Source organism: Galbitalea sp. SE-J8 (assembly GCF_030345695.1).
Lineage (GTDB): Bacteria > Actinomycetota > Actinomycetes > Actinomycetales > Microbacteriaceae > JAUASV01.
Map to the genome: position 1 here is coordinate 10,744 of NZ_JAUASV010000018.1, position 24,920 is coordinate 35,663.

General features: G+C 71.4%; 29 protein-coding genes, 1 tRNA gene and 1 pseudogene. 22 read left to right on the plus strand and 9 right to left on the minus strand.

All coding sequences use genetic code 11. The features are described 5' to 3' along the window. From QT381_RS11615 to QT381_RS11625, 3 genes are all read left to right on the plus strand, one after another. The coding region (locus QT381_RS11615) for a heavy metal translocating P-type ATPase (RefSeq protein ID WP_353889772.1) at positions 1–2,366 on the plus strand (2,366 nt) is incomplete at its 5' end. Between the two features lie 125 nt (positions 2,367–2,491). Then, a complete protein-coding gene (locus QT381_RS11620; protein WP_289249108.1) occupies positions 2,492–3,478 on the plus strand; it encodes a diacylglycerol kinase family protein in 987 nt (328 codons plus the stop codon). A gap of 81 nt (positions 3,479–3,559) precedes the next feature. Then, positions 3,560–3,635, plus strand: a tRNA-Glu gene (locus tag QT381_RS11625). A gap of 62 nt (positions 3,636–3,697) precedes the next feature. Here the strand turns inward: QT381_RS11625 and QT381_RS11630 are convergent. Together QT381_RS11630 and QT381_RS11635 are read right to left on the minus strand one after the other, a co-directional pair. Next, the gene (locus tag QT381_RS11630; RefSeq protein ID WP_289249204.1) at positions 3,698–4,330 is read right to left on the minus strand and encodes a site-specific integrase; all 633 of its coding nucleotides are present in this window, start codon (positions 4,328–4,330) and stop codon (positions 3,698–3,700) included. A 33-nt stretch (positions 4,331–4,363) separates the two neighbouring features. Further along, positions 4,364–4,495 carry a hypothetical protein gene (locus QT381_RS11635; protein ID WP_289249109.1) on the minus strand — a complete coding sequence of 44 codons (132 nt, stop codon included), beginning with the start codon at positions 4,493–4,495 and terminating at the stop codon, positions 4,364–4,366. A 206-nt stretch (positions 4,496–4,701) separates the two neighbouring features. Between QT381_RS11635 and QT381_RS11640 the strand changes: the two genes are divergently transcribed. The 7 genes and pseudogenes from QT381_RS11640 to QT381_RS11665 all read left to right on the plus strand — a co-directional run bounded on the left by QT381_RS11640 (position 4,702) and on the right by QT381_RS11665 (position 7,561). Next, complete coding sequence (locus QT381_RS11640) at positions 4,702–5,082, plus strand: hypothetical protein (RefSeq protein ID WP_289249110.1); 381 nt, start codon at positions 4,702–4,704, stop codon at positions 5,080–5,082. Next, positions 5,079–5,414, plus strand: coding sequence for a hypothetical protein (locus tag QT381_RS11645; protein WP_289249111.1), 336 nt, complete (start codon positions 5,079–5,081; stop codon positions 5,412–5,414). Before QT381_RS11640 ends, QT381_RS11645 begins: the two co-directional genes overlap by 4 nt. 303 nt (positions 5,415–5,717) lie before the next feature. Next, positions 5,718–5,918 carry a hypothetical protein gene (locus tag QT381_RS15760; protein ID WP_353889773.1) on the plus strand — a complete coding sequence of 67 codons (201 nt, stop codon included), beginning with the start codon at positions 5,718–5,720 and terminating at the stop codon, positions 5,916–5,918. 135 nt (positions 5,919–6,053) lie between these two features. Beyond that, positions 6,054–6,326 (plus strand): annotated as a pseudogene (locus QT381_RS15765) (Fic family protein); the annotation flags it as partial. A 295-nt stretch (positions 6,327–6,621) separates the two neighbouring features. Further along, entirely contained in the window at positions 6,622–6,987 is a 366-nt protein-coding gene (locus tag QT381_RS11655; RefSeq protein ID WP_289249113.1) for a hypothetical protein, read from the plus strand. Between the two features lie 56 nt (positions 6,988–7,043). Further along, positions 7,044–7,259 carry a hypothetical protein gene (locus QT381_RS11660; protein WP_289249114.1) on the plus strand — a complete coding sequence of 72 codons (216 nt, stop codon included), beginning with the start codon at positions 7,044–7,046 and terminating at the stop codon, positions 7,257–7,259. Next, entirely contained in the window at positions 7,223–7,561 is a 339-nt protein-coding gene (locus tag QT381_RS11665) for a type II toxin-antitoxin system RelE/ParE family toxin (RefSeq protein ID WP_289249115.1), read from the plus strand. Before QT381_RS11660 ends, QT381_RS11665 begins: the two co-directional genes overlap by 37 nt. A gap of 300 nt (positions 7,562–7,861) precedes the next feature. On the opposite strand, the gene QT381_RS11670 is transcribed toward QT381_RS11665, so the two are convergent. Next, positions 7,862–8,164, minus strand: coding sequence for a hypothetical protein (locus QT381_RS11670; RefSeq protein WP_289249116.1), 303 nt, complete (start codon positions 8,162–8,164; stop codon positions 7,862–7,864). Between the two features lie 67 nt (positions 8,165–8,231). Then, positions 8,232–8,771, minus strand: coding sequence for a TetR/AcrR family transcriptional regulator (locus QT381_RS11675; protein WP_289249117.1), 540 nt, complete (start codon positions 8,769–8,771; stop codon positions 8,232–8,234). A gap of 74 nt (positions 8,772–8,845) precedes the next feature. Between QT381_RS11675 and QT381_RS11680 the strand changes: the two genes are divergently transcribed. Then, complete coding sequence (locus tag QT381_RS11680) at positions 8,846–9,724, plus strand: oxidoreductase (protein WP_289249118.1); 879 nt, start codon at positions 8,846–8,848, stop codon at positions 9,722–9,724. Between the two features lie 142 nt (positions 9,725–9,866). Here QT381_RS11680 and QT381_RS11685 read toward each other — a convergent pair whose 3' ends face one another. Continuing rightward, on the minus strand, positions 9,867–10,280 hold the full coding sequence (locus QT381_RS11685; RefSeq protein ID WP_289249119.1) for a hypothetical protein: 414 nt from the start codon (positions 10,278–10,280) through the stop codon (positions 9,867–9,869). Positions 10,281–10,715: 435 nt separating this feature from the next. Between QT381_RS11685 and QT381_RS11690 the strand changes: the two genes are divergently transcribed. The 7 genes from QT381_RS11690 to QT381_RS11720 all read left to right on the plus strand — a co-directional run bounded on the left by QT381_RS11690 (position 10,716) and on the right by QT381_RS11720 (position 18,671). Continuing rightward, the gene (locus QT381_RS11690) at positions 10,716–11,225 is read left to right on the plus strand and encodes a universal stress protein (RefSeq protein WP_289249120.1); all 510 of its coding nucleotides are present in this window, start codon (positions 10,716–10,718) and stop codon (positions 11,223–11,225) included. A gap of 275 nt (positions 11,226–11,500) precedes the next feature. Beyond that, positions 11,501–12,973 carry a glycoside hydrolase family 32 protein gene (locus QT381_RS11695; RefSeq protein WP_289249121.1) on the plus strand — a complete coding sequence of 491 codons (1,473 nt, stop codon included), beginning with the start codon at positions 11,501–11,503 and terminating at the stop codon, positions 12,971–12,973. Further along, the gene (locus QT381_RS11700; protein ID WP_289249122.1) at positions 12,970–14,310 is read left to right on the plus strand and encodes an ABC transporter substrate-binding protein; all 1,341 of its coding nucleotides are present in this window, start codon (positions 12,970–12,972) and stop codon (positions 14,308–14,310) included. The genes QT381_RS11695 and QT381_RS11700 overlap by 4 nt, the downstream gene beginning before the upstream one ends. 73 nt (positions 14,311–14,383) lie before the next feature. Beyond that, entirely contained in the window at positions 14,384–15,265 is an 882-nt protein-coding gene (locus tag QT381_RS11705) for a carbohydrate ABC transporter permease (RefSeq protein WP_289249123.1), read from the plus strand. Next, the gene (locus QT381_RS11710) at positions 15,262–16,155 is read left to right on the plus strand and encodes a carbohydrate ABC transporter permease (RefSeq protein ID WP_289249124.1); all 894 of its coding nucleotides are present in this window, start codon (positions 15,262–15,264) and stop codon (positions 16,153–16,155) included. The genes QT381_RS11705 and QT381_RS11710 overlap by 4 nt, the downstream gene beginning before the upstream one ends. A 42-nt stretch (positions 16,156–16,197) precedes the next feature. Beyond that, the gene (locus QT381_RS11715) at positions 16,198–17,253 is read left to right on the plus strand and encodes a LacI family DNA-binding transcriptional regulator (protein ID WP_289249125.1); all 1,056 of its coding nucleotides are present in this window, start codon (positions 16,198–16,200) and stop codon (positions 17,251–17,253) included. Then, positions 17,250–18,671, plus strand: coding sequence for a glycoside hydrolase family 32 protein (locus QT381_RS11720; RefSeq protein ID WP_289249126.1), 1,422 nt, complete (start codon positions 17,250–17,252; stop codon positions 18,669–18,671). The genes QT381_RS11715 and QT381_RS11720 overlap by 4 nt, the downstream gene beginning before the upstream one ends. A gap of 117 nt (positions 18,672–18,788) precedes the next feature. On the opposite strand, the gene QT381_RS11725 is transcribed toward QT381_RS11720, so the two are convergent. Then, positions 18,789–19,520 carry an SDR family oxidoreductase gene (locus QT381_RS11725; RefSeq protein WP_289249127.1) on the minus strand — a complete coding sequence of 244 codons (732 nt, stop codon included), beginning with the start codon at positions 19,518–19,520 and terminating at the stop codon, positions 18,789–18,791. Between the two features lie 2 nt (positions 19,521–19,522). Next, positions 19,523–20,419, minus strand: coding sequence for an aldo/keto reductase (locus tag QT381_RS11730; RefSeq protein ID WP_289249128.1), 897 nt, complete (start codon positions 20,417–20,419; stop codon positions 19,523–19,525). Positions 20,420–20,542: 123 nt separating this feature from the next. Between QT381_RS11730 and QT381_RS11735 the strand changes: the two genes are divergently transcribed. The 4 genes from QT381_RS11735 (at position 20,543) to QT381_RS11750 (ending at position 23,444) form a co-directional block, all read left to right on the plus strand. Next, the gene (locus tag QT381_RS11735; RefSeq protein WP_289249129.1) at positions 20,543–21,460 is read left to right on the plus strand and encodes a helix-turn-helix transcriptional regulator; all 918 of its coding nucleotides are present in this window, start codon (positions 20,543–20,545) and stop codon (positions 21,458–21,460) included. A gap of 151 nt (positions 21,461–21,611) precedes the next feature. Next, positions 21,612–22,652, plus strand: a complete 1,041-nt coding sequence (locus QT381_RS11740; protein ID WP_289249130.1) for a zinc-binding dehydrogenase — start codon at positions 21,612–21,614, stop codon at positions 22,650–22,652. Between the two features lie 82 nt (positions 22,653–22,734). Further along, positions 22,735–23,037: a hypothetical protein gene (locus QT381_RS11745; RefSeq protein WP_289249131.1), complete on the plus strand. Its 303-nt coding sequence runs from the start codon at positions 22,735–22,737 to the stop codon at positions 23,035–23,037. Next, entirely contained in the window at positions 23,034–23,444 is a 411-nt protein-coding gene (locus QT381_RS11750; protein WP_289249132.1) for a (R)-mandelonitrile lyase, read from the plus strand. Before QT381_RS11745 ends, QT381_RS11750 begins: the two co-directional genes overlap by 4 nt. Here QT381_RS11750 and QT381_RS11755 read toward each other — a convergent pair. Both QT381_RS11755 and QT381_RS11760 read right to left on the minus strand, forming a co-directional pair. After that, on the minus strand, positions 23,416–24,318 hold the full coding sequence (locus QT381_RS11755; protein ID WP_289249133.1) for a helix-turn-helix transcriptional regulator: 903 nt from the start codon (positions 24,316–24,318) through the stop codon (positions 23,416–23,418). The two genes, QT381_RS11750 and QT381_RS11755, sit on opposite strands and share 29 nt — an antisense overlap. A 95-nt stretch (positions 24,319–24,413) precedes the next feature. Further along, positions 24,414–24,857, minus strand: coding sequence for a hypothetical protein (locus QT381_RS11760; protein WP_289249134.1), 444 nt, complete (start codon positions 24,855–24,857; stop codon positions 24,414–24,416). Positions 24,858–24,920: the final 63 nt, after the last annotated feature.

A 24,920-nucleotide genomic window follows, 5' to 3' on the forward strand; every position in this document is an offset into this window, starting at 1 on the left:
CAGCGAGTGACGCGTCTCGAGACCACTCGGACGCGGCCCACGAGGGCGGAGGCGATGGTCTCGAGACGCGATCGACTCCGTCGAGCGCTCCTCGACCAGCGGATGGCGGCCACGACCACAGCGCGCACGACCACAGCGGCCACGACGAGCCCCGCTGGTCGAGGAGCGCCGGGAGCGCAGCGAGTGACGCGTCTCGAGACCTGCCCCGTGGGTCGAGGAGCGCCGGGAGCGCAGCGAGTGACGCGTCTCGAGACCACTCGGACGCGGCCCACGAGGGCGGAGGCGATGGTCTCGAGACGCGATCGACTCCGTCGAGCGCTCCTCGACCAGCGGATGGCGGCCACGACCACAGCGGCCACGACCACAGCGCGCACGACCACAGCGGCCACGACCACAGCGCGCACGACCCGGCGCAGTTCCGCCGCAAGTTCCGGCTGAGCCTCGCGCTCACGATCCCGACGCTCGTGTTCTCGAGCGGCCTGCAGCAGATCCTGCATCTGCCGGGGCCGCGATTTGCGGGCAGCGAGTTCATCCCGGCCGTGTTCGGCGCGATCCTGTTCGTCTACGGCGGGCTCGTGTTCCTGCGCGGCGGCGTGGCGGAGCTGCGGGCGAAGCAGCCCGGCATGATGGCGCTCATCTCGCTCGCGATCGTCGTCGCGTTCGGCTACAGCGTCGCGGTCACGCTCGGATTCCCGGGCATGGACTTCTGGTGGGAGCTCGCGACCCTCATCACGATCATGCTGCTCGGGCACTGGATCGAGATGAGCGCGATCATGGGCGCGCAGAACGCGCTCGGCGCGCTCGCGGCGCTCGTGCCCGACACCGCGGATCTGGTGCACGGCGACCACGTGATGCCCGTGCCGGTCGCCGACCTGCGCGTGGGCGACCGGGTGCTCGTGCGTCCGGGCGCATCCGTTCCCGCCGACGGCCGCGTCGTCGACGGCGACTCGGAGGTGGACGAGTCGCTGCTCACCGGCGAGTCGGCACCGGTCGCGAAGTCCACGGGCGATCCGGTCGTGGGCGGCAGCGTCAACGGCTCGGGCGCCCTGACGGTCGAGGTGACGCGCATCGGCGATGACACGGCGCTCGCCGGAATCGTGCGGCTCGTGGCCGACGCCCAGGCGAGCCGCGGACGCGCCCAGCTGCTCGCCGACCGCGCGGCAGCGCTCCTCTTCTACGTCGCGCTCGCGGCCGCGGTCGTGACGCTCGTCGTCTGGCTCGTGCTGCGCCCGGACGACCCGGCGTTCGTCGTCGAGCGCGTCGTCGCGGTGCTCGTCATCGCGTGCCCGCACGCGCTCGGCCTCGCGATCCCGCTCGTCGCTCAGCTCACGACCGCGATCGGCGCGCGCGCCGGCATCCTGATCCGCTCGCGCGAGGCGCTCGAGACCGCGCGCACCGTGACGACCGTGCTGTTCGACAAGACCGGCACGCTCACCGCGGGGCGGCAGGCGGTCGTCGCGATCGCGACCGAGGGCACGGATGACGCGTCCCTGCTGGCGCTCGCGGCATCCGTCGAGGCGCCCTCCGAGCATCCGATCGCGCGGGCGATCGTCGCGGAGGCCGACTCGCGCGGCGTCGCGCGCCGGCCGGTCGAGGGGTTCGCCGCGCTCGCGGGTCGTGGCGCGACCGGCCGCGTCGGCGGCGCCGAGGTCACGGTCGCCGGCCCCCGCGTGCTCGACGAGCGCGGCATCGAGCTCGCTCCGGCGCTCGCCGCGGCCCGCGCCGAGCACGAGCGCGACGGACGCATCGTCGTGCTCGTGCTCACCGATCGGGGAGCGGGGGAGCGCGCGGTCGGCCTCATCGCCCTCGAGGACACCGTGCGCCCCGAATCGGCCGACGCCGTCGCCGCGCTCCGTGCCGCGGGCGTCGGGGTGGCCATGCTCACGGGCGACTCGAACGCGGTCGCGCGGCACGTGGCATCCGCGGTCGGGATCGACCGGGTGTTCGCCGAGGTGCTGCCCGACGAGAAGGATGCCGTCGTCGCGCGCCTGCAGTCCGAGGGCGAGCGCGTCGCGATGGTCGGCGACGGCGTGAACGACGCGCCCGCGATCGCCCGCGCCGACGTGGGCATCGCGATCGGTGCCGGAACGGATGTCGCAATCGCCTCCGCGGGCATCGTGCTGACCACGGATGATCCGCGCGGCGTCGGCGGCGCCATCCGGCTCAGCCGCGCCGGATACCGCACGATGCTGCAGAACCTGTGGTGGGCGGCCGGCTACAACGTGGTCGGCATCCCGCTCGCGGCGGGCGTGCTCGCCGGGGCCGGCGTGCTGCTGCCGCCGTGGCTCGGCGCGGTGTTCATGTCGGCGTCGACGCTCGTCGTGGCGCTCAACGCGCAGCTGATCCGGCGGGTGCGGCTGCGCTGAGCCGCGGGTTCCGAGGCGGGCCGGCCGGGCCGGCCGGGCGGGCCGGGCGGGTCCTGCCGGGCCGGGCCGGGCCCCACGGGTGCGGCGTGCGCGGGGCGCTCCGAGCGGATGGGATGATGGTCGGCATGGCCAGCGACGACCCGGAGCGGCCAGCGCGCAGACGCGTCGTCGTCGCGATCAACCCCGCCGCGGCGTTCGGCCGGCACCGCGCGGTCGGCGATGCGGTCGCGGCGCGCCTGACCGACGCCGGATACGAGGTCACGTCGCTCGTGCGCCCGGACTTCACCGCACTGCTCGACGCGAGTCGCGCCGCGATCGCCGAGCGGCCCGACGCCTTCGTCGTGGTGGGCGGCGACGGCATGGTGAACCTCGCGGCGAACGCCGTCGCCGGCACGGGGGTGCCGTTCGGCATCGTCCCCGCCGGCACGGGCAACGACATGGCGCGCGCACTCGGCATCCCGTTCGAGAGCCCGGAGCCCGCGGTCGACGTGCTGCTGGCGGCGCTCGCCGTGCTCGACGAGCAGGAGCCGCTCGAGATCGACGCGGGCCTCATCCGTTTCAGCGGGGCGGATGCGGTGGTTCAGCAGCGCTGGTTCGCGTGCGCGCTCGCGGCGGGCTTCGACGCGCTCGTCAACGAACGCGCGAACCGGATGGGCTGGCCGAAGGGGCCGGTGCGCTACGTCATCGCGCTGCTCGTCGAACTCGCGCGGATGAAGCCCGTGCGGTACCGCATCGAGCTCGACGGCGAGGTCGTCGAGACATCCGCGAACCTCGTCTCGATCGGCAACGGCCAGTCGCTCGGCGGCGGCATGAAGGTCACGCCCGACGCGATGCTCGACGACGGCCAGCTCGACGTGCTGATCGTCACGCCGATGCCGCGCGTGCGCTTCCTGCGCATCTTCCCGAGCGTGTTCTCGGGCACGCACGTCGGCGACCCGCACGTGACGATCCGGCGCGCGGCGCGCATCCGGCTGGAAGCGGATGGGATGACGGCCTACGCGGACGGCGAGCGCATCGCGCCGCTCCCGATCGACGTCGAGGTGGTGCCGGGAGCGCTGCGCGTGCTCGCGCCGCGGCCGGTGTTCGACTCCCGCATCGTGCTCGCGGAGTAGCGACGCGCTCGAGCTCGGCGCGGTCCGTCGCGATTTGGAGCGCACCGGCCGGGTATGGCATGATCGTGTGGTTGTCGTGACGGCCCCATCGTATAGAGGCCTAGTACGCCGCCCTCTCACGGCGGTAACGCCGGTTCGAATCCGGCTGGGGTCACCAACGACAAAATCCCTGGTTCTGCCAGGGATTTTGTGTTTCTGCCACGGAGCGCTGGAGCGGCCCTATGCGGCTTTTGGCAACGGATTGGCAGCATCTGTTTGCATCGCCGCCGCGTTGAGCGCCGTGGCAGCACCGTCGAGGTCGCCATCGAACAGGTCCGCGTACACGTCGAGCGTCACCGCGGCCGAGGCGTGCCCGAGCATTCGCTGCACCGCCCTGACGTTCGCCCCCGCGCTCACGGCGAGCGACGCGGCCGTGTGCCGCAGCTCATGCGGCGTGAGGCCCTTGAGCCCGATCGAGGTCGCCGCGTCATCGAACCAGCCGACCCGGTAGACGTGGTTGCGGAGCCAGGTGCCGGTGCGGATGCCGTAGAACACCGGGGCGTTGGCCGGGCGGCCGGCGATCTGCGTGCGCAGCAGCCCGACGAGGAACGCCGGGATCGGGATGCTCCGGTGCTCGTAGTCCTTCGGCGGCTCGATGCGCTGATAGCCCTTGTCGGCCACGACGGTCTGCTCGACCGTCAGCCGCGGGTGCTTCGCGTCGAGGTCGAGGTCGCGGATGCGGAGCCCGGACAGCTCGCCCCACCGCAGTCCGCAGTAGGCGAGCACGAGCACGACGAGGCCGTAGCCGTACTCGCGGCCGTCCTTCGCCTGGTCGATCGCCTGGGCGAGCGCGGCGACCTGATCGTGGGACAGGTAACGCTTGCGCGTCTTCGTCGGCTTCGGGAGCTAGAGCCGCTGCGCGGGGTTGGAGGGCAGCCGCCCGTCCTCGACCGCGAACCGCAGGGCGCCCGAGAGCACGTTCACGATCTTGCGCACCGTCGCCGGAGCGCCGGGCAGCGCCGAGGCCCACTCCTGCACGCGGAGCCGTCACACCGCAGACCGAGCCCGTCCAACTCACGATCCCGGCCGTCCGCGATGCGCCAACCCTGACGCCCATCGCGACCTGGACGCAGTTCGTCAACGCGGCGGCTACCGCCGGCGGCGCGCCGAGCTGGTCCGCAGGCCTCTCCGCGACGCCCGGATGCGTGCTCGCCCCCTGGGCGAACAGCGTCAATACGCCGACCGTGACGATCAGCGCGCCCACCACGATCGACGCCACTTCCGGCACCCCGGGCTGCCCGACGATCTCCATCCAGGGGATGACCCTCGATCTGAACGCCGATCTGACGATCGCGGTCGACAGCATCACCGCCGTCAACGGCCTGCACGTCATCTCCGCCGACGGCCAGCCGCACAGCCTTACGATCGTGGCCACCGGAGATCCCGACGGCATCGGTGGCACGGTGAACCTCGGAGCCAGCACGGTCGTCGCCCCCGGAGATCTCGGCAACGGTGTTCGCGACCGGCACCCTCACGGCCGGCACCGGGACCCGCCTCCCCGCCTACGTACAGTCAGGTTCCCTCTCCGGATGGGGCACGGCGAGCATCGGATACTGAACTCGTGACCAAGTCCAGATGGCTTCGCCTGCTGCATCTGCTGTGGGCCTTGCCGATCGCCGCCGCGATTCAAGTCCCCGTCGCGTTTGCCACTCGGCTGAGCTGGTGCGGCGTGTTCACGGGCTGCACGAATTTCGGCAACCGCACCGACATCCCGCACGTCGGGGAAACCCTCGGCATCCTGCTGCTCGATGCCGTGGTGACCGCCGGCGTCCTGGCGCTCGCGCCCTGGATCACCCCGTTCCGGCTCCGACTCTGGATCGCGATCGTGATCGGCGTCGCCATCGCCGTCTTCTGGTTGCTGAACGTCACCGCCTTCCCCCACCTGCTGTGGCGGTAGCAGCTCCTCATCGCGGCACGACACCGGCCATATCGCGCTCGCGCCGACGCCGGCGTGCCCGACGTACCTGACGGTTGCGAGCGTATGCTCGCCCCGCCCGACCGGACCTCGATCGTGCGGGACCGAACCGCCGCGCGCAAGCCGCAAGGGCATTGCGCGCGTCGCTCCCGCCCCGCGAATCAGCGGTTGTCTGAGCAGGCTGGGACAGCGACCCGCGGCGGTGTCGATTCAACACCACCGGGCGGATGTCGGACCCGGCGGGTAGAATCGAAGCATCCGAACGGGTGACAGGGAGGTGGCGTGATGGCCGTGAGGCAGGCGTCGGCAGCGCGTGTGGAGCGCGACCTCACGGCGATCGCCGCCGGGCAGCGGATGGCCGGCGCCGAGCCGACCCAGGCCGACATGGACGCCGCCCGCGCCGTCCTCGAGCACCGCATCACCGCTGACGAGGCCGTGGCGCAACGGTTCGCGGACATCGACCGAGTCCACGGCATCAGCCGCTGACCCCGGCCCCGCCGACTCGAGGCGAGGATGCCGGACCACTACACCTACCCGGACAGCGAGGTGCTTGTCAACCTCCGCGGCTACCGCGATCCCGTCGCCTGGCAGGAGGCCGAGACCGCGGCCGTGCAGCTGCGCATGGCCGAGCTCACGGACCGGCCGCTGCCCGGCGACTTCGACCTCGACCACCTTCGCGCGATCCACCGGCACCTGACCCAGGACCTCTACACCTGGGGCGGACAGCTGCGCGACACGGATACCGGCCCGGCTGGCACCGGCCTGGCCCACGCGCGGCTCGAGTCCATCCCCGACGAGGCCGACCGGATTTTCGGCCGCCTCGCCGACGAGCAGCGGCTGACCGGCCTGGACCGCGATGCCTTCGCCGCCCGGCTCGCCTGGGTATGGGGCGAGACGACGGCCCTGCATCCGTTCCGCGACGTGAACACGCGCAGCCAGTTCGTGTTCTTCAATGACCTCGCCCGCCAGGCGGGCTGGGTCATCGACTGGCGACAGATCGACCCGCACGTCTTCGCCCACGCCCGCACCCTCGCGATCGCCCGCGACGAGCAGGGCATCGAAGCGCTCCTGCACCCGGCGCTGCTGACCGTCGCCGATGCGGCCCGGCACGACGAGCTCGTCGACCACATGAGCGAGATCCGGCTCGAGCACCTGCGACCCCGACCCGCACGCCCTGTCGCCGAGCTCGATGCTGACCTCCGCCGCGCGCTTCAGCCAAGACCTCCGCACCCTGCCGACCGCGCGCATCGAGGCGGCGATCAACGAGCGTCTGTTCGCCATGAAGCGCACGGTGACCATCACCGGCGGGAAGATCGTGCTGCCCTCCGGCCGAAAGATCAGCGAGCGGGATCTGCTCAAGCCGCTTGGCAACCCGAAGCGAACCCCCGATTTCTACGAACTCGTCGCGCTCCAGTACGGCAAGCTCTCGGCGCAGGGCGACGCAGCCCCGGCGATCACAATGGCGAAGATCAACGGCGTCGCCCACGCCACCGCGCAGGGCTGGCTCGTCCGCACCCGCTCGCGGGGACTGCTCCCGCCGGGCCGCCGCGGGTAGTGGTCGCGGAGGCGCGCCCCCTGTCCGATGTCCGGGCGGCCGCGTACCATAAAGACATGGTGAATCCGGCGCTCATGGAGCAGGTGGATCAGCTCAGTCCTTCCGAGCTGGTCGAGCTTCGTGACGCGATCCAGGCCAAGCTCGGCGATGAGGTGCCGGCCGGCCAGTGGGCCATTCTGGAGCAGCGAGTGGCCGAGGCCGACGCGAACCCGGACGACTACATCACGCTCGATGAGTGGAAGGCGCGTCGTCGCGCGCGCCGCACCGCGTGAGCTATACCGTCCGACTCCTCGCCAATGCCCAGCGAGACCTCGCTGACATCGAGGCGTACCACGACGAGCACGTTCCGCACGAGACGGATCGCTGTCTCGACGCGATCGAGGCCGCGCTGGACTGGATCGCCGACTACGCCCACCAGTCGACCGTGAGCCGGTTCGGGCTGCGCCACGTCAGCACCGAGACGTTTCGGTACTACGTCTGGTATCGGCTGTTCGGGCAGGAGCGGTTCGTGCAGGTCGTCGCGGTCCTGCATCACCGGCGCGGCGATGATGCGCTTGCCGAGCGGGTGCCCTGACGCCGAACCGTCCTACAGGCTCGGCCCGAAGTCGGGTCCGCTGCTCGGGTTCGGATGGTGCGGGTCGCGGGTGAAGTCGTGCAGCCCTGCGGCGCGTCGCGTCAGGGCCTCGGCTGCGACGCGCTCGGCCTCGGCTCGGGCCTCGATCTGAGCTGCGGCCTCGGCGACCGGCAGGACGGAGGGCGCAACGCTCGAGCGCAGCGACGCGGCTTGCGGCCTCCGGCGTGATCCCGCACGATGGTAGAGCGGGTCAGGCGCGGGCTTCTCGTCACACTCGACAGGTGACCCGAGACACCAGGATTACCCGCCTCCGCGCTCCGCCCAACCAGCGAACGCGGCCTCGCCCGCAGGGACAAGGCTCGCCTCGACCACTTCCTCCCACTCGCCGAGGCCGGGCGCCTCGTCCCACAGGCTGACGCGCACGGGAGTCCAGCCGGTGCGCGTCCCGGTGATGAGGAACAGCGCCCCGGTGACCGTCGCCCCGCACAGCCCGTTCTCCTGACCGATGAAGGCGAGATCGGGGATCGGCGGCTCGACCAGCCCGGTCGTCAGCGTCAGCTGCGCATGCGACGTGAATACCAGGCCGTCAAAGAGCGCACCCATGACCTCATTCTCCCGGACGCCCCGAGCGGTGACGGGGCCGGGAGCCGGCGCGCACCCCGTCGACGGATCAGGCGGGCACGAGCCCGGCGAGCACGATCTGCTGCAGACGCGCGGATGCGGCCGCATCCGCGGCCCCGGCGCAGAGGGTGACCATGCGCTTGACGTCCGCGATCACGACATCGGCGCGAACCAGCCGGGCGGCGCGGGCGCGCTGGAGGAGCACGTCGAGGCGGGCCATGACGTCCCGATCGCCGGAGGTCGCCGCAGACAGGTCGAATCCGTCGTTCGCGAGCGCCTGGGACAGGCCGCGATTCGCCTGCCCCGCTTGCACGATCAAGCCGAACAGTGTCTCGAACCCGTTCGGGTCGCCGGACTCGATGAGCGCCTCCGCCTCGTCGAGCAGGGCGTCGACCCGGTCTTCGAACACCGCCGTGTAGAGCGCCTCCTTCGTCGCGAAGTGGCGACCGACCGTGCCCGCGCCGACACCCGCGGCAGCGGCGATGTCACGCACCGTGGTCTCGAGGCCACGCTCGGTGAACAGGGCCTGAGCGGCATCGAGAACGCTCCGGCGATTGCGGGCGGCGTCGGCACGCTCACTCGGCGTCACGGCAGCTCCTTGTAAACGGGACGGGCGTCCCGTATTCTCAAGCGGGACAGATGTCCCGATTATAAGGAGCGAAGATGACCTCGTCGACGGCCGTCGTCACCGGCGGCAACTCAGGAGTGGGTCTCGAGGTGGTCCGGGCCCTCGCCCACCGCGGCTACCGAGTGCTGGTCGCCGCCCGCGACACCGAGAAGACGAGCCGCAGCGTCCGCGAGCTCGATGAGGGCGGCGCGAGCGTGCAGGCGGTTCCGCTCGACCTCGCCTCGCTCCGATCGGTCGCCAGGGCGGCGGATGAGATCCTCGCGAGGGCCGATCGGATCGACCTGCTGGTGAACAACGCCGGCATCATGTGGGCTCCGCCGTCCGAGACCGCCGACGGATTCGAGGTGCACTTCGGCGTGAACCATCTCGGTCATTTCGCCCTCACCCAGCGACTGCTGCCGAGCGTGATCGACGCCAACGGTCGCGTCGTGGTCGTCACGAGCCCCGCGCATCGCGCCGGGAGGGCGCCGGCGCGCGCTCTCTCGGGCGCTGCGGCGCGACCGGTCGAGTACTACTCGGACTCGAAGCTTGCGAATCTGCTGTTCGCGGGTGAGCTCAACCGGCGCCTCAGCGGCACCGGGGCGATCGCGGTCGCGGCGCATCCCGGAAGCGCTCGCACCGAGCTCAATCGCACGATGCCGTGGTTCGTTCGCGGCAGGAACTGGGGTCTGGCGCGTCCGATCACGCACTCCGCCCAGGCGGGCGCACAGTCGCTGCTGCGGGCCGCGACCGACTCGAGCCTGCACGGGGGCGAGTACCTCGGTCCCGGCGGGTGGCGCGAGTTCAGGGGCGAGCCCGCGATCCTCGAGCCCAGCGCCGTCTCCCGCGACCCGGCGGCGCAGCGGGAGCTCTGGGCGACGTCGGAGAGGGTGATCGCCGAATCGACCCGAAGGGACCACGGCGACGACGGATGACGTGCCCGCGCGGTACGGATGACGCGCGCTCCGTCGCGCCGGCGCTGAGGTGAGAACACGTTGCTCTGCCGGATCTCGCGGCGGGGAGCAGACGTCCGAGCAACCCATACGCAGCCACGAGCGGCGGATGGGTTGCCAGGCATCACGCGCCGGCCGGCGCGACCGTCTTGCGCATCACCGTCTTGCTCGTGCCGATGTGGCGCTCGAACGTGAACCCCGCCTTCTCGAACATCGTCCGCGTGCCGTTGTGGAGGAACGAGGACGACGTCCTCTTGCCGGGCGGCAGCTCGTTCGGGAACGAGACCACCTCGCCCCCGCCGGCCAGCGCGATCAGCGCGAGCGCGCCATCCAGCGCCTCCCTCGCCACTCCCGACCGCCGGTGGTCACGGTCGACGAAGAAGCACGTGATCCGCCAGGGGGCCGGCGAGGTCTCGCCGGCGTCGTACTGCTTGCGGTGGTAGATCCGCGGCAGCTCGAGCGGACTGCCGTACTCGCACCAGGCGATCGCGTTCTCGCCGTCGAAGACGAGCGCGGCGTGCGCGACGCCCTCGGCCACGAGCCGCTGCTTGAACGTCGGGCCGTCGTACTCGCTCTTGACCGTGCGCTCCGTGTCGCCGTGGAAATACGAGCAGTAGCAGCCGCCCCAGACGCCGTTGTGCTTCTGGGCGAGCGCCAGCCACGCCGGAAGGTCTCGGGCGTGAGCGGCCTGATCACGCGCGACGACGTCGCGTCCGCCTCGCCGTCTGTCTCAGCGCCCATCGAGGACTCCCGGTCGTCCACGGCGCACGGCCGCCGTGGACAGGGTCGGAACGTCGTCGCCCATGCCGGACTCCTCGCGTCGGTGCCGCCATTCTGCCGACCGATCCGGATGCTCGACAAGGCCCGGTGCTGCATCCGTCGACTTCGCCGCGAGCCTGCTGGTTATCGCCCCGCTCGCACCCGGACCGAAACAGAATGAGCGGAGCGGGACGATTCGAGACAGGAGAACCCCATGAGCGCGAGCACAGCCCACGTCGTCGTCGGCGTGGTTCCCGGTCAGCCGGATGCCGTCATCGAGACCGCCGCGACGTTCGCGGAGCGCTTCCACGCCGACCTGGTGTGCGCCTGGGTCGACGTGGGCCGATACGCCATCGGGACCGGCCTGGACGGTGCGGTCGTGTCGCTGTCGATCGATCCCGACCTCGCCGACGGGATGCCCGAGGTGTTCGACCCGGCGCTGCGTGAGTCGATCGCCGCGACCCTCGACAAGCGCGGTGTGGCGTGGTCGACTCGCGCCCTCGCGGGCAGCCCGGCGAGCGAGCTCGCGCGCCTCGCGGACGAGCTCGACGCCGCACTCATCGTGGTCGGCACGCGCGAGCCGGGCGTGATGGGCTCGATGCGCGAGTTCTTCGCCGGCTCGGTGGCCGTCCAGCTCGCCCACCGTCAGCACCGTCCGATCGTGGTGGTGCCGCTGAGCCCGGTCGGCATCGACGACCGGTTGCCGTGGGACCAGACCGCGTGACGCACCGTCCGGCCCGGTGATCCGGGACCGGTACCGGCACCGAGAGCGGCACAGACACAGGCACAGGCGCAGGCGCCGCTGCGCCCGCCGGTACTGACCTCCGCCGCTCGCCCCGCCGCCCGCCCCGCCGGCCGTCCGTTCGTCGTGATCCGCGACGCCGTCGCGGGGCGGGGCTAGGTCCGTGGCGATTCGCTGCTTAATCGCTTGACCAGAGCGAACCCGTGCGCTACCGTCAGGTGATCAAGCGTTTAAGCAGAACGGATTCATCGACGACGATGACGGAGCCAGTCTTCTTCCAGCCCTCCGACGGATGGGTGGGCGACGTGATCCCCACGCAGCGGGACGGCGAGTTCCTGCTGTACTACCTGTTCGACGCGCGGGCCCAGCCGAAGGGCGGGATGCCGTGGCGTCTCGTCTCGACGCGCGACTTCGTGACCTTCGAGGACCGGGGGACGGGGCTGCCGAACGGCGGCGAGGACGACGAGGACTTCAACGCCTACACGGGCAGCATCGTCACCGACCCGACCGGCCTGCAGCACGTGTACTACACCGGCCAGAACCCGCGGCGGCTCGGCGCCGACGGCCGGCCGCTGCAGCTCGTCTGCCACGCGACGAGCCTCGACGGCGTGGCGTGGACGAAGCACCCCGAGGACACCGTCGGCGCGTCCGCGGGCTACGAGACCGGCGACTGGCGCGACCCGTTCGTGTTCTTCGACGAGGGCGTCGGGCTCTGGCGCATGCTCGTGGCGGCGCGCCACGAGCACGGACCGGAGCGTCGCCGCGGCGTGATCGCGCAGCTCACCTCGACGGACCTCGTCACGTGGTCACCGGCCGGGCCGTTCTGGGACCCACGCCGCTATATCACCCACGAGTGCCCCGACGTCTTCCAGTGGGGCGAGTGGTGGTACCTCGTCTACTCGGAGTTCTCCGAGGGGTTCACGACGCGATACCGGATGGCGCGGAGCCCCGAGGGCCCGTGGCGCGTTCCCGAGCGCGACAGCGTCGACGGCCGCGCGTTCTACGCGTCGAAGTCGGTGGAGCGCGACGGCCGCCGGTTCTTCGTCGGCTGGATCGCGTCGAAGGCGGGCGGCACCGACGACGGCGCCTGGCAGTGGGCCGGCACCATGTCCGCGCTCGAGGCGCACCAGAGCCCGGACGGCACGCTCGACTTCGGCCTCCCCGCGGAGCTCGTGGCGAGCTTCGACGGCGAGCCCGTCCGCGCTCTCGCGTCGCAGGAGCTGAGCGCTCCCGACGGCTACGCGGTCGCGCTGACGGATGCGGCGGTGCCGGCCCGCTTCCACGCCCGCCTCGCGATCGACATCGCCCCGGGCACGCGGGAGACCGGTCTGCTGCTGCGAGCCTCGGACGACGGCGACGAGTCGTACATCCTGCGCCTCGAGCCCGCGCGGGGACGGCTCGTGTTCGACCGCTGGCCTCGACGCCGTCACGGCGGCGAGCAGTGGGAGATCTCGGGCGACGTGCCCTTCGCGATCGAGCTCGAGCGACCGTGCGCGCTCGAGCCCGGCCGCCACGACCTCGAGGTGCTCGTCGACGGCGACCTCCTCGTGGCCGTGGTGGACGGGAGAGTCGCCCTCAGCGCACGCATGTACGACCGCGTGAGCGGTCGCCTCGGTGTCTTTGCGGGTGAAGGCACCGTGGTCCTCCAGCACCTCGACATCCGCAGCAGAACCGATACCGCACGAATCGCAGCACACCAACCGCTATCAATGGAGATGGAACGACAATGACCAAGAACTGGACCCTCGCGGTCGCGACCGCGGCCCTCGCGGCTCTCACCCTCGCCGGATGCTCCGGCGGAGGGCCGACCGGCGACTCCGGCAACATCGACCCCACCGGCGACATCAAGCCGCGGCAGATCTCGTGGCTGCTGTCGCGCAACTCCGCCGACCCGGTCGTCACGACGATGCAGGGCATCGCGGACGAGTACGCGAAGGCCCACCCGGGCTTCTCGCTCAAGCTCGTCACGACCCCCGACCGCCCGTCGTACATCCAGAAGTACGAGACCCTCGCGGCCGCCAACAAGCTGCCCGAGCTCTTCGACACCGACGCGACGCCGTTCGCCCAGAACCTCGCGAAGCAGGGGCGGATCATCGACGAGGAGAAGCTGCTCAAGGACCTCGGCATCTACGACTCGTTCCGCCCGAACGCGCTCGACTACCAGCGCTTCGACGACGGCTCGCTCTACATGATCCCGCTCGAGTACCAGGCCGAGTACTTCTGGTACAACAAGGCCCTCTTCGAGAAGGCGGGCATCTCGGTGCCGGAGTCGCTCGACGACTTCCCGGCGATGTGCACGGCGCTCACCAAGGCCGGAGTCACGCCCATCGCGATCGACGGCGCCGACGGCTGGCCGCTCGAGCGCTACGTCTCCTACCAGCCGTTCCGCGTCGCCGGCCCCGACTACATCAAGCAGCTGAAGACGGGGAAGTCGTCGCTCACCGAGCCCGCGGGCCAGGCGATGACCAACTGGCTGAGCGATCTCGGCTCGGCCGGGTGCTTCCAGAAGGGCTTCTCGTCGAAGGGCTACTCCGACGCGCAGAACCTGTTCACCTCCGGTGGGGCCGCCGTCTACAACATCGGCACCTGGGAGCTCAGCAGCCTCGCGACCACGAAGCTCGACGCGAGCGTGCGCGACGACGTCGACTTCTTCACGCTGCCCATGACGGACGGCTCGCCGACCGCGGCCAACGACTTCGTCGTGACCTCGGGCATCGGCGTCGCCGTCAACTCGTCGACCTTCGACCCGCTCGTCAAGGACTTCCTGAAGTTCGCGCTGTCGAAGTACTACTCGACCTACGCGCAGAGCGGGGCGCTGTCGCCGACCAAGGACGTGACGACGACGATTCCCGCGGATGCGACCCCGCTGTACCAGAAGGCGATCGACTCGGCGAACTCCGCCGGATCCGACCTCGTCATGCCGTGGGACACGCAGCTCGACCCCACCTCCAACACCACGGTGCAGCAGGATCAGGTGCTGCTCGTGCAGGGGGACATGTCGCCGGACGACTTCACGAAGACCGTCGATGACGTGATCACCCAGAACGCGCCCAAGTACTTCAAGTAGCGCACACCCGATCCAGCCGTCCACGTCGGTGGGGGCCGCCAGCCGGCCCCCACCGACCGACAAGGAACCAGCCATGCTCCCTCGACGCTCCCGGCTCTCGGTGCTCGTCTTCCTCGTGCCGCCGCTCGCGCTGTACGCGGTCGCGGTGCTGTTCCCCATCCTGCAGTCGCTCGTGCTGAGCTTCTTCTCGTGGGACGGCATCACCGACCTGCAGTTCGTCGGTCTCAGCAACTACGCGCACATGCTCACCGGCGACCCGGTGTTCTGGCGCGCGTTCCTCAACACGCTCGGCTACCTCGTGGTGTGCCTCGTGCTCCAGCTCGGCGGCGCGCTGCTCGTCTCCGCGCTGCTGCTCACGCTGCGCCGTGGCCGCGAGGTCATCAAGACGCTCTACCTGCTGCCGGCCGTGATCTCGACCGTCGCGATCGCGTTCCTCTTCCAGCGCATCTACTCGTTCGACCCGCAGGGACTCATCAACCAGCTGCTGTCCTGGGTGGGCCTCGGCGAGCTCGCCCGGCCGTGGCTGAGCGACGTGAACACCGTGCTCGTCGCGGTCTCCGCCCCCGAGGGCTGGCGCTTCAGCGGCCTGTACATGCTCATCATCTACGCCGCGCTGCTCGCGGTGCCCCAGGAGCTCGAGGAGGCCGCCCGGATCGACGGCGCGTCGCGCTGGGTGATCTTCTGGCGCATCCGTTTCCCGTACATCCGCCCCGTCTGGGTCACGACCACGATCATGGCCGCGACCTACGCGTTGCGCGGGTTCGACATCCCCTACCTGCTCACCAACGGCGGGCCGGGCCAGGCCTCGGAGCTGCTCACGACCTACATGTACAAGACGGCCTTCACGAGCACGAACTACGGCTACGCGAGCACCATGTCGGTGTTCATCGTCGTGGAGTGCCTCGTGGCGGTCGGACTCATCCTGCTGCTCCTCCGCCGGAAGGCCGACGCATGACCACCGCACTCCGCACGAGCATCCCCGCAGCCCCGCGTCCCCGCCGCCGCTCCGGCCGGCCCCGTCTGACCGCGTTCGACGCGATCGCGCGGGCCCTCATCGCCATCATCCTCGTGGCGCAGGTCTACCCCCTCGCGTGGCTGTTCCTCACGAGCGTGCGCACCGAGAGCGACTTCGCATCGGGCGATCCCTTCGCCCTCCCGAGCTCGTTCACGCTCGACAACTACGTGCGCGCGTTCCAGCAGAACAACCTCGGCCTCAACATCCTCAACAGCCTCGTCGTCACGATGGGCGCGAACCTGCTCATCGTGCTGCTGGGCATGATGGGCGCCTACGCGCTGCAGGTGCTCGGCTTCCGGTTCAGCCGGCTCGTGCGCGGCATCTTCATGATCGGCATCATCGTGCCGGTGCAGATCGCGCTCGTGCCGCTGTTCATCAACTACTCGCGCGTCGGCCTGCTCGACACGTACCAGTCGATGATCATCCCGCTCGCGGGCTTCGCGCTGCCGATGTCGATCTACCTGTTCTCGTCGTTCTTCGAGTACATCCCGCTCGAGCTCTACGAGGCGGCATCGCTCGACGGGGCCGGTCCGTACCGCATCTTCGGGCAGATCACGCTCCCGCTCTCGGTGAACACGATCGTCACGGTGGTGCTCGTGAACAGCATCTTCATCTGGAACGACTTCATCTTCGCCAACACGTTCGTGCTCTCCGACGGTCTGAAGACCATCCCGCTCGGACTGCAGAACTACATCGCCGCGATGGGCAAGATCGACTGGACCGCGACGTTCGCGGCCGTGTGCGTGACGATCACGCCGCTGCTGCTCGTCTTCCTCGTGCTGAACCGCGCGATCAGCTACGGCCTGAGCGCCGGTGCGACCAAGGGCTGAGGCGACCTCTGGATACACTGCGGGTGGAGGCGAGGGTGACCGATGGCTGAACCGAGCGACGGGGTCGCGCCGGACGGCGACGGGATCGAGCGACCCAGCCATCCGGTCACGATGAAGGATGTCGCCCGGGCGGCCGGCGTGTCCGTCGCGACGGTCTCGCTCGTGCTCAACAACAAGAAGAACGCGCGGATCGGCGAGGACGCTCGTCGTCGCGTGCGGGACGCGATCGACGCGCTCGGCTACCGTCCGAACGCTCTCGCCCAGAACCTCGTGAACGGCAGCTCGCGGTTCATCGGACTCGTGGCCGACGCGATCGCGACGACGCCGTTCGCGGGGCAGATCATCCACGGCGCACAGGACGAGGCGTGGCGCCACGGCTACGTGCTGCTCGTCGCGAACACGGAGGCCGACGAACGGGCGGAGCGGGAGGCGATCGCGATGATGCTCGAGCACAAGGTGCGCGGCATCCTGTACTCCACGTGGTACCACCGTGCGGTCGCGGTGCCCGTGGCGCTCGGCGAGACCGAGTTCGTGCTGGTCAACTGCTTCGCGGAGCGGGGGCGGTCCTCCGCGGTCGTGCCGGACGAGGAGCAGGGCGGGCGGCGGGCGACCGAGCTGCTGCTCGCCCGGGGACACCGCCGCATCGCGTTCGTCAACACCACGACCGAGTCGCCGGCGCGCTCCGGGCGCCTCGCGGGGTATCGCGCGGCGCTGGAGTCGGCGGGCGCGCCGTTCGACGAGCGGCTCGTCTTCGAGGCGCAGCCCGATCAGGACGGCGGGTTCGAGATCGTGGAGACGATCCTCGACAGCGGCGCGTCCGCGGTGTTCTGCCACAACGATCGCGTCGCGATGGGCCTGTACGACGGACTCCACCAGCGCGGCGTGCGCGTGCCGGCCGACATCTCCGTCGTCGGCTTCGACAACCAGGAGGTCATCGCGGCGCACCTGCACCCGCCGCTGTCGACGGTCGCGCTGCCGCACTACGAGCTCGGCGCGCGAGGCGTACGCGTGCTCCTCGGGCTCGAGGAGAGCGTCGGGCCGTCCCCCATCCTCGTCGAGTGCCCGGTCGTGGAGCGCGAATCGGTCGCGGCCCCGTGACCGCGCCGCGCCCGATCGCGCACTACACGCCGCGACAGCACTGGATGAACGACCCCAACGGCCTCGTCTACCGTGACGGGCGCTTCCACCTCTTCTACCAGTACAACCCGCGCGGGATCGACTGGGGGAACATGAGCTGGGGCCACGCCACGAGCCCGGACCTGATCACCTGGACCGAGCGCAGGGTGGCGATCGAGTGCACTCCCGAGGAGGCCGTGTTCTCCGGGTCGGTCGTCGTCGACCGGGGCGCGACGTCGGGCTGGGGCTCGCCGGAGCGGCCCGCGCTCGTCGCGATCTACACCGGAGTGGCTCCGGACGGGCGACAGGCGCAGTGTCTCGCCGTGAGCCTCGACGACGGTGCGACCTGGACGCGGCATCCGGACAACCCGGTGCTCGACCGCGGCTCGAGCGCGTTCCGCGACCCCAAGGTGTTCTGGTTCGCGCACCCGGGGTCGAGCGACGGCCACTGGGTGATGGTGGCCGTGGAGGCGGAGCGACGGCAGGTGCTGATCTACCGATCGGCCGACCTGCGCGCGTGGTCCCCGGTCGGCACGGTCGAGGCGGTCGGGGAGACCGAGCAGCTCTGGGAGTGCCCCGACCTGTTCGCCCTCGACACGGGCACGCGCACCGTCTGGGTGCTCGTGATCAGCGTCAACCCGGACGAGGACGGCGACGGCTCCGCCACCCGGTACCTCGTCGGCGACTTCGACGGCGAGACCTTCGTGCCGACGGACCCGATCTGGCGACGGCTCGACGCCGGGCACGACTGCTACGCGCTCGTCACCTTCGACAGCGCCCCCGACGGCCGACGGATCGGCATCGGCTGGATGAGCAACTGGGCCTACGCGCGCGAGGTGCCGACGCAGCCGTGGCGAGGCGTGATGACGGTGCCCCGCGAGCTCGGCGCCCGGGAACGGGACGGCGAGGTCGTGCTGCTGCAGCGGCCGCTCGTCGCCGACGTGCCGGCGACGGCGGATGCGGACGGGTGGCGGGGCGTGCCGGGCGTCGGCACGCGGGCGACGATCGCCACCGCATCCGCTTTCCGCCTCGACCTGGACCTCGCGCTGGATGCCGACGCGCGGCTGCGATGGAGCCTGCGGGCCGGCGATGGATCGGAGCTGCGGGTCGAGCTCGATGGCGCCGGCACGCTCACCGTCGACCGCCGGCACGCGCTCGGCGCGCTGATCACGACCGACCTCACGCGGACGGTGACGCGCCTGCCGCTGCCGCTCGCGGTCGTCGGCCTCACCCTCGTCGTCGACACGACGTCGATCGAGGTCTTCGCGCTGGACGGCGAGGTCGTCGTCACGGACGCGGTGTTCCCGCGCGGCGCCTGGACCTCGATCACGATGACCGCGGTGGCCGGCGCTGGCCGGGTGCTCGACGCCCGGTACCGGCCGCTCGGGGCGGCGCGGTGAGCACGTAGCGATCCGGCGTGCACCCGGACGCCGTCAGCACCGCACTCGCCGCGCCCCCGCCGAGGGGGAGGCGCAGCAGGGCGCGTCGGCTGACGGGCGCGGACACGGCATCCCCGGCTACGCCTGACCGGCCGGGCGGACGAGGATCTCGTGCACCGCGACGTGCCGCGGCCGGGTCACCGCGAACACGATGACCTCGGCGATGTCCTCGGGCGTCACCTCGACGCCGGCGTACATCTCCTCGGTCGTCTTCCGGGTCTGCTCGTCGGTGATGTGGCTGGGCAGGTCGGTCTTGACCGCGCCCGGCTCGACGAGGGTCACGCGCACGTCGGGCAGCAGCTGCTGGCGCAGCGACTCCGACCAGCCGTTGACGCCCCACTTGGTCGCCGCGTACACGCCGTTGACGGGACGCGCGCTGCGGCCCGCGACCGACGAGACCGTGATGATGTCGCCTCCGCCGTCGCTCGTCAGCTGGTCGAGGAACACCTCGGTCGCGGTGATCGCGCCGAGCAGGTTCGTCTCGATCATGCGTCGGTAGTCCTCGTGACGCTCGGCCGAGAACGGCCCGAGCAGCATGACGCCGGCGTTGTTGACGAGCACGTCGACCCGGCCCAGCTCGTCGCGCACGCGGGCGGCGGCCGCGAGCACCGAGTCGCGGTCGGTGACATCCGTCTCGACGGCGATCGAGCCGCCGCCGAGCTCGGTCGCGAGCTCGGAGATGCGGTCGCGGCGCCGGGCGAGCAGCGCGACGGTGTAGCCCTCCGCGGCGAGGGCGCGGGCGGTCGCCTCGCCGATGCCGGATGACGCCCCCGTGATCACGGCGACCCGGGCGGCGGTCGTGATCGCCACGGTCAGGCCTCCGGGATGTCGCGGGCGAAGGTCTCGAGCGTGACCGCCTCGGGCTCGGGACCGCCGCGCACACCGCGGTCGAGGCCGCTGATCGCCGCGAGCTCGGCATCCGTGAGCTCGACGTCGAAGATGTCGAAGTTCTCCTCGATGCGCGCCCGCTTGACGGACTTCGGGATCGCGGACCGGCCCTGCTGCAGGTGCCAGCGCAGCATCACCTGTGCCGGGGTCGTGCCGTGCACCGCGGCGATGGCGGCGATCGTGGGGTCGTCGAACGTGCTGCCGCCGCCGTTGCCGCGGTAGCTCGTGATGCCGCCGATCGGCGACCAGGCCTGCGTGAGGGTGCCGAGCTGCGCGTCGGCCGACTGCACGTCCGGCTGCGTGAAGTACGGGTGCACCTCGATCTGGTTCACGGCCGGGACGACGGATGCCTCCGCCATCAGGTCGTCGAGGTGGGTGCGCATGAAGTTGCTGACGCCGATCGCGCGCACCCGGCCGTCGGCGAGGAGGGTCTCGAGCGCGCGGTACGCGGCGCGGGTGCGGTCGAACGCGCTCGGCAGCGCCTGGTGCAGGATGAACAGGTCGATCCGCTCGACGCCGAGCTTGTCGGCGCTCTTCTCGAAGGCGTGCAGCGTCTCCTCGTAGCCGTAGTCCGAGATCCAGACCTTCGACTCGATGAAGACCTCCTCGCGCGGGATGCCCGAGCGCCGGATGGCCTCGCCGACCCCGCGCTCGTTGCCGTAGGCGGCCGCGGTGTCGATGTGACGGTAGCCGGTCTCGAGGGCGGCGAGCACGGCATCCGTGGTCTCGTCCGGCGGCGTCTGGAACACGCCGAATCCGATGGCCGGGAGCCGCACGCCGTTGTTGAGCGTGAACGGGTCGTCGAGCGTGAGGGGGGTCATCAGGTGCCTTTCGTCGATGTACGTTCTCCATTCAGCACCCTCCTCGCCCCCGCGAGGGAGAGTCTGTGAACGGGGTACCGACAGGGACCCCCACGGCGCGGTCACGCCCCCTACGGTGTGGTCATGGACAGCCGTCAGGAGATCAGCGAGTACCTCCGCTCCCGACGTGACCGCATCGGGCCGGAGCAGGTCGGGCTCGCCGTCGGCACGGGCCGGCGCGTTCCCGGCCTGCGGCGGGAGGAGGTCGCGGTGCTCGCGGGCGTCAGCTCGGAGTACTACCGGCGCATCGAGCGCGGTGTGCTCTCGGGTGTGTCGGAGGAGGTGCTCGCGGCGATCGCGCACGCGCTGCGCCTCGACGACGCGGAGACCGCCCACCTGTTCGATCTCGCCCGCGCCGCGCGTCGACCCCGGCGCGTCCCGGGCCGGCCGGACGGCGGGCGGCCGCGCCCGGGCATCCAGCGGCTGCTCGACGCGATCACCGGCGCTCCCGCCTGGGTGCGCAACGAGCGCATGGACGTGCTCGCGTGCAACCCGCTCGGCCGCGCGATCCAGTCCGAGGTGCTCGACAGCCCGATCGCCCGCGGCAACGGCGCCCGGTTCGTCTTCCTCGACCCGCGGTCGCGCATCTACTACCCGGACTGGGAGCGCGGAGCGGATGACATCGTCGCGACCCTGCGCACGTACACCGGCCGCAACCCCGCGGACCGCGTGCTCACGGGCCTCGTCGGGGAGCTCGCGACCCAGAGCCCGGAGTTCAGCACGCGGTGGGCGGCGCACAACGTGCGCTACCACCGCACGGGCTCCAAGCGCATCGTGCACCCGCTCGTCGGTGAGCTCGATCTCGAGTTCGAGGCGCTCGAGCTGCCCGCCGATCCCGGCCTCACGCTGTTCACGTACTTCCCCGTGCCCGACGCGGTGACGCCCGAACGGCTCGCGCTGCTCGGCAGCTGGACGGCGACATCCGCTGCACCGGCCGCGAGCGCCGCGGACGCCGACGCGGATGCCGCCGACGCGGGCGCCGCCGACGCCGGGCGCGCCTGACGAGCCGGCGGATGGCGTCGCGGATGGCGTGGCCCGGGGGGTTCTGCCGGTACCGGTCACGACAGGCACTGCCGATCGCCTCCGGCCGGCGGCTCGAATGGATGCGGGCGCGCACCGCGCCCGCCGATTCCCACCGTGAGGGGCACCATTCGTGAAGGCCACGTTCATGTACGGCGCGGGCGACGTGCGCGTCGAGACCGTTCCCGACCCGGTCATCCAGCGCCCTACGGACGCCGTCGTGCGCGCCGTGCGCGCGTGCGTGTGCGGATCCGACCTGCACCCGTACCACTCGATGCCGCACGCGGAGCGGGGCGTGCCGATGGGCCACGAGCTCATCGGCGTCGTCGAGGAGGTCGGCCCGGCCGTCGCCACGCTGAAGCGGGGCGACTTCGTCATCGCGCCGTTCGCGTTCCAGGACAACACGTGCGTGTTCTGCCGTGAGGGGCTGACGACGTCGTGCGTCCACGGCGGCTGGTACGGCACCGCCGCCACCGGCGGCCTGCAGGCCGAGCTCGCGCGCATCCCGCTCGCCGACGGGAGCCTCGTCGTCGTGCCCGGAATCGACGAGACCAGCGACCTGCTGCCGTCGCTGCTCAGCCTCTCCGACGTCTATCTCACCGGCCACCACGCGGCGCACCAGGGCCGGGTCGCGCCGGGCGCCACGGTCACGGTGATCGGCGACGGCGCCGTCGGACTCTCCGCCGTCCTCGCGGCGCGGCAGCTCGGCGCCGAGCGCATCATCCTCATGGGCCGCCACGGCAGCCGCACCGGGCTCGGCGTCGAGTTCGGGGCGACGGATGTCGTGGCCGAGCGCGGCGACGAGGGCATCGCGCGGGTGATGGACCTCACGAACGGCGAGGGCAGTCACGTCGTGATCGAGGCCGTCGGCCTCATGCCGGCGTACGAGCAGGCCGTCGGCATCGTGCGTCCGGGTGGCGTCATCTCGCGCGTCGGCGTGCCGCAGTACGAGTCGGCGCCGATCGGGTTCGGCTCGCTGTTCGGCAAGAACGCGACCCTCACGGGCGGCCCGGCCCCCGTGCGCGCCTACCTCGACGCGGCGATCCCGCAGGTGCTCGACGGCGTGATCGCGCCCGGCCGGGTGTTCGACACGAGCATCACGATCGACGACGTGCCCACCGGGTACGCCGAGATGGATGCCCGCGAGTCGCTCAAGGCGCTCGTCACCTTCTGACGGTCCACGGCATCCGGGCGCAGTGTGCAGAGCAGGTGTTCTCGGCGGCATCCCTCCTCGTCGGCGTCGCTCCCACCGGACGGTGGGCGATCGGTGCGCGCGCCTCGGCCTCGTCGTCGGCCCGTCCGGGCTCGTCAACAGCTTCCACCAGGTCGGCATGGCGCTCGGTCTCGGCATCCTCGTCGCCGTCTCGGCGGGTGCGGATGCCGGTGCGCCGAGCGCGACCGTCGCCGTCACCAGGGAGGTCGCCACGGCCTTCACCGGAGGTAGCGTGCTGCTCGGACTCTGCCTGGTGGCGACGCTCGTACTGATCGTTCCCGCGGTCGCGGCGGCCCGCCGTGCCGCATCCGGCACGATCGCATCCGATACGAAGGAGAGCTCATGAGCACCCGGAAGCAACCGAAGCGCCCGACCGTGAAGGGGCCCGCCGAGTGGTTCTCGGGCGACGTCTACTTCAACGCCTACTACGCCGGCGAGGAGCCGTCGCGCGCGAGCCTCAACCTCGTGCGGTTCACCCCGGGTGCGCACACCGCCTGGCACCGGCACGCGCTCGGGCAGACCCTGCACGTCACCGAGGGGCGCGGCTACGTGCAGTCCCGCGGCGAGGAGCTCATCGAGCTGCTCCCGGGCGACACCGTCTACACCCCGGCCGGCGAGTGGCACTGGCACGGTGCGGCGGCCGACCAGTTCATGTGCCACCTGGCGCTGTGGGAGTCGCCCGCGCCGGGCGGCGGGGAGCCCGCGACCGTGTGGGGCGACAAGCTCACCGACGACGAATATCCCGCGGAGTGACCCGCGGCGATCCGCCCTCCCGGGTCGCCGCCTCGGCCGCCGCCCACGACGCGAGCACGGCGAGCGCGTCGGCGGTCGGCGTGCCGGCGGCCGCCGTGTAGACGTTGAGCACGAGACCGGGCTCACTCGGCAGCTCCATCGACTCGTAGTCGAGGTCGAGGTCGCCGACCACCGGGTGGTGGAACCGCTTCAGGCCGTGACGGTGGAACTGCACATCGTGCGCGGCCCAGCGCTGCCGGAACAGCTCGCTCTGCGTCGACAGCTCGCCGATCAGCTCGATGAGCGCGCGGTCGTGCGGATTGCGCCCGGCCTCGAGTCGCAGCATCGCCGCGGCGTCGTTCGCGATGCGGTCGTAGTCGCGCCAGAACTCGCGCGCCGCCGGGTCGAGGTAGATGAACCGGGTGGTGTTGGCGGGGCGCCGGCCGTCCGCGAACACGGGGGAGTACAGCGCGGCGCCGAGCCGGTTCGTCGCGATGATGTCGTGGCGGTGGTTGCGCACCGCGGCGGGGGCGTCGCCGATCGCGTCGAGCACCTGCTGCACGGCCGGCCGCACCGCTGTCGCCGGCTTGACGGGTCGCCTGCGCGCGGGCCCCGCCTGCCGGGCCAGGTCGAAGAGGTGGTCGCGTTCCGCCTCGTCGAGCCCGAGGGTGGTCGCGATCGCGTCGAGCACGCTCTCCGACGCCCCCGAGAGGTTGCCGCGCTCGAGGCGCGTGTAGTAGTCGACCGACACCCCCGCGAGCATCGCGACCTCCTCGCGGCGGAGCCCGGACACGCGACGGTTGCCGCCGTACGCGGGCAGTCCGGCATCCGCGGGGGAGATCCGCGCCCGCCGCGAGCCGAGGAACTCGCGCACCTGATCACGCAATGCGTCCATGGGGTCAGGCTAGGTCGCCGCGCGGCGCCATGGGAGGCACTGGAGCCACCCCCCTCCCTCGACGGCGGCGGAGGGAAGGGGGCGGCGGGCCGCCGTCACCGGCGCGCGCGGGCGAGTCCGAGGAAGTGCCCGCGGATGTGACCGCGGCTGAGGATGATGCCGGTGGCCAGCACGAGCACACCGCACACCGCCTGCTCGACCTTCATCCAGAGCGGGAACTCGCCGGGGGCGACGATGAGCAGCACGATGCCGCACGGGATCAGGAACGCGAGCAGGCGGAGCCGGCGATACGCCCACGCCGTGCCGCGCGCCGCGAGGGCGGCGAACGCGTAGAGCACGACGGCCGCCGCGACGACCGCGATGCCGCGGATCCACACGACGGTGTTCACGAGATCGCCGTCGGCCCGTTCGACGTACGCGAACAGCAGGGATGCGGCGCTGACGATGAAGAGCACGAGGAGCAGCGCCCGCACCGCGGCGAAACCGCGCTGGGCGCTCGGGTGGTCGAGCAGTTCGCGACCGGGGATCGAGGATGTCATGGGGGTTCCTTCTTTCATTCGGGGCGCGCGCGGGCGCGTGCCGGATCGACCCGCCCCGTCGGT